This is a genomic window from Pseudomonas sp. D47, assembly GCF_045447305.1.
Classification (GTDB): domain Bacteria; phylum Pseudomonadota; class Gammaproteobacteria; order Pseudomonadales; family Pseudomonadaceae; genus Aquipseudomonas.
In genome coordinates this window covers 1-3,689 of sequence record NZ_JBJGXU010000132.1, presented here as the reverse complement: position 1 = coordinate 3,689, position 3,689 = coordinate 1, and the positions used below count along the sequence as shown (strand labels likewise).

The following is a 3,689-nucleotide window of genomic DNA, read 5'->3' as shown; positions in this document are numbered from 1 at the left end:
CCTTTTGGTTACTTTTGGGGCTCTTTTCCAAAAGTGACCCGCCGTAAGGGCGGAACCCTAGGTAGCCGTTACCGCAGCAACGGATATGTACCCAGCGCCCTCACGACAACCAAAGAACTCAACCCATAAAAAGATGTGTAGATACCTATGGTCATCGCGGGCAAGCCCGGCTCCCACAGTTGACCGAGTTGTGCTGGAGTACGCGGTCCACTGTGGGAGCCAGGCAAGCCCGCGATGAGGCCTGCGAGTTCACCGCAGACTGTCACGGACAATATCGAGAAAGGTCGCCACCACCCGGCGCGAACTCTGCTCTTTGAGGCACACCAAGGTTTCTTTCATGCGCTGGGTGCAATCGCGGATCGGCATGGCATACACCCGTGAGTCGGCGCCGAATTCCGCAGCGGAAACCACCCCCACGCCAATCCCCACCACCACCGCCTCACGTGCAGCTTCGCGGCCCTCCACCTGGATCGCAGGGCGAATGCGTAGCCCGGCCTGGCGCATTTCCTGCTCCAGGGTCTGACGGGTGACCGAGCCGATTTCGCGCAGTACCAGCGGCGTATCATCCAGGTCGGCCAAGCAGATCGACTCACGCCCGGCCCACGGGTGGTTACGTGCGACAAACGCGAGTAACTGGTCGTCGGGCAAGGGCAGCGACAGCAGGCGCTCATCGTCGACATCGCGGCCTAGCAATGCCAGGTCGGCCTGGTAGTTGTACAGGCGAAACAGCGATTCGTCGGTGTTGCCGGTTTCGATCTTCACGCTGATCCCTGGGTAAAGCTGGCAGAAGCGGGCGATTTGCGGCAGCACGTGCACAGGGGCATCCACGGCCAGCGTGAGGGTGCCGGTTTGCAACGCGCGCGAGTCCTGCAGCAATTCTTCGGCTTCGGCTTCGATCACAAACAGGCGCTGGGTGATGCTCAGCAGGCGCTCACCCAGGTCGGTCAGGCGCACCGAGCGTTTGTTGCGATGAAACAACAGCACCCCGAAGCGCTCTTCGAGTTTACGCACCTGGTCGGAAATGGCCGGCTGCGTCAGAAATAGGCGCTCGGCCGCCTGGGTAAAGCTGCCGTGTACGGCCACGGCGTGGAAGGCTTTGAGTTGTGCATGGGATACCGACATCGCAGATCCTCTTACAAGCTCAGCTTATATTTGAAATACGATAAATCGATTTTACCTATTAGTCAGCCATTGGTTTTATACGGCCAGTCGCCGTCAGTTGAGTTCTACAACGGCGATGACCATGGGTGCTGGCAAGCAGGCCCATCTGACCAATGTCGCGCGTTACAAGGCTCGGCATTGCAGTGCTCAACCATAAAAAAAACAGGCATTCGCTTCTCGATTCTGCCGGCACACTCACCTGAGGTCAGAACCACCATGAATATCCTTATGGGTAGTATCAAGCGTTGGCGCGTGCAGATTTTCGCCATCACCTGGCTGGCGTACGCGGCCTTCTATTTCACGCGCAAGGCGTTTTCGGTGGCCAAGCTCGGTATCGTCGACGACCCGAGTTTCCCCCTCGATAAAATGATGATGGCCAACCTCGACGGCCTCTACCTGGCCGCCTATGCCGTGGGGCAGTTCACTTGGGGCATGCTGGCCGACCGCTTTGGCCCAAGGGTGGTGGTGCTGAGCGGGCTGCTGATTTCAGCCGCCGCCGCCTTGGTGATGGGCACGTTCGCCACCTTGCCGATCTTTATCAGTTGCATGCTGATCCAAGGGCTGGCGCAGTCCACAGGCTGGTCGGGGTTGTGCAAGAACCTGGGCAGTTTCTTCCCGGCGCAGCAGCGCGGGCGGGTGCTTGGGCTGTGGAGTTCGTGCTACGCGTTTGGTGGCCTGGTGGCGTCGCCCTTTGCCGGGTGGTGGGCCTACACGTTGATCGGCAGTTGGCACGCGGCATTTATCTCCAGTGCGGCGGTGGTGGCCGTGGTCGCGGTGCTGTTCTTTATCTTCCAGCGCAATACGCCGCAGGATGTGGGCTTGCCGGCGGTTGAGCCGCAACCGCCGCTGAGCGCCGAGGAGACTGCCGCCGAAAAGCGTGTCAGCGTGCTCGAGCCACTGCGCGCCATTTTGCGTAACCGCACGGTGCTGACGTTGGGGCTGGCGTATTTCCTGTTGAAACCGGCGCGTTACGCCATCCTCTTGTGGGGGCCGGTGATCGTTTACGAGCAGATGCCCTCGGTGGGTAAGGTGGGCGCGGCGATCGTACCGACGGCGTTTGAGCTGGCCGGGTTGCTGGGGCCGATCATGATTGGGCTGGCGTCCGACAAACTGTTCGGCGCCCGGCGCATGCCGGCCTGTGTGCTCAGCCTGCTGGTGCTGACGGTAGCCCTGGGGTTGTTCATGGGCGCGCTGCACACCGGCAGTGTGATGCTGGTGATGGCCTTGCTGTTTGTCATGGGCCTGAGCCTGTACGGCCCGGACTCGATGATCAGCAGCACTGCCGCCATCGACTTCGGTACTGCCAAGGCCGGCGCCACGGCAGCCGGCTTTGTGAATGGTTGCGGTTCGGTCGGGGCGATTCTTGGCGGGCTGCTGCCGGGCTACTTCGACACAGTGACGGTATTTATTGTGTTTGCCGGCGCCGCGCTGTTTTCCTCAGTGGTGCTGATGCCTTACTGGAATGCCAGGCCGGCGGAGCTGGCACAGGTGGGGGATTTTGTGCCGGACCGTAGCGTTGCGAACAAACCCTTGCGAACCTGAGGGGCATGGCCGGTTTTTGGTGGATTAGCGCGTTTTTGCGCTATAAACTCTGCCCCCAAAGCGCCGGCCAGTAGACGTCTCGGCGCCATGGATATGAAGAGAGTGAGTCATGGGCGCACAGTGGAAAGTCAAACATAAAGAAGCGGCATCCAATGCCAAGGGCAAAATCTTTGGCAAGCTGGTGAAAGAAATCACCATCGCCGCCCGTAACGGTGCCGACACCGCGACCAACGCCCACCTGCGTCTGGTAGTAGAGCAGGCCAAAAAGGCCTCGATGCCCAAGGAAACCTTGGAGCGCGCCATTAAGAAAGGCGCCGGTCTGCTGGGTGAAACCGTGCAGTACCACCGCGTGACCTACGAAGGTTTCGCCCCGCACCAGGTGCCGCTGATCGTTGAATGCGTGACCGACAACATCAACCGCACTGTGGCGGAGATTCGTGTGGCGTTCCGTAAAGGGCAATTGGGTGCTTCCGGCTCCGTGGCCTGGGACTTTAACCATGTCGGGTTGATCGAAGCGTCGCCGGACACGCCGGACGCTGATCCGGAAATGGCCGCCATTGAAGCTGGGGCCCAGGATTTCGAAGACGGCGAGGAAGAAGGGACCACCCTGTTTATTACCGAAACTACCGACCTGGATGCTGTGCAGAAAGCGTTGCCGGAGCAGGGTTTTACCGTGTTGTCGGCCAAGTTGGGTTACCTCTCGAAGAACCCGGTGAGTGGTTTGACTGATGAGCAGATGGCTGAAGTCGAGGCCTTTCTGGAAGGGTTGGACAACCATGATGACGTGCAGGATATGTTCGTTGGTCTGGCTGGCTAAGGCGCGGTTCAAAAAAGTGGGCGCGGGGTTGCGTGCGATGGTGGTTTTTGAGGGGGGCGCTGATTTTGGGTAGATTGAGTACATATCCGTTGCTGCGGTAACGGCTTCGTAGGGTTCCGCTCTTACAGCGGGTCACTTTTTGAAGGACCAAAAAGTAACCAAAAAGTCC

3 protein-coding genes are annotated in these 3,689 nt (G+C 59.6%); 2 read left to right on the top strand and 1 reads right to left on the bottom strand.

What is annotated here, in order from left to right:
- Nucleotides 1-249: 249 nt before the first annotated feature.
- Nucleotides 250-1,122, bottom strand: a complete 873-nt coding sequence (locus ACI77I_RS31785) for a LysR substrate-binding domain-containing protein (protein ID WP_094953868.1) — start codon at nt 1,120-1,122, stop codon at nt 250-252.
- A 255-nt stretch (nt 1,123-1,377) separates the two neighbouring features.
- Between ACI77I_RS31785 and ACI77I_RS31780 the strand changes: the two genes are divergently transcribed.
- Nucleotides 1,378-2,703: an MFS transporter gene (locus ACI77I_RS31780; protein ID WP_407000146.1), complete on the top strand. Its 1,326-nt coding sequence runs from the start codon at nt 1,378-1,380 to the stop codon at nt 2,701-2,703.
- A gap of 109 nt (nt 2,704-2,812) precedes the next feature.
- A complete protein-coding gene (locus ACI77I_RS31775) occupies nt 2,813-3,520 on the top strand; it encodes a YebC/PmpR family DNA-binding transcriptional regulator (protein WP_034120341.1) in 708 nt (235 codons plus the stop codon).
- Nucleotides 3,521-3,689 lie beyond the last annotated feature (169 nt).

Coding starts and splice junctions, on each gene's coding strand:
- ACI77I_RS31785 (WP_094953868.1), bottom strand. CDS start 1,122: ATGTCGGTATCCCATGCACAACTCAAAGCCTTCCACGCCGTGGCCGTA.
- ACI77I_RS31775 (WP_034120341.1), top strand. CDS start 2,813: ATGGGCGCACAGTGGAAAGTCAAACATAAAGAAGCGGCATCCAATGCC.
- ACI77I_RS31780 (WP_407000146.1), top strand. CDS start 1,378: ATGAATATCCTTATGGGTAGTATCAAGCGTTGGCGCGTGCAGATTTTC.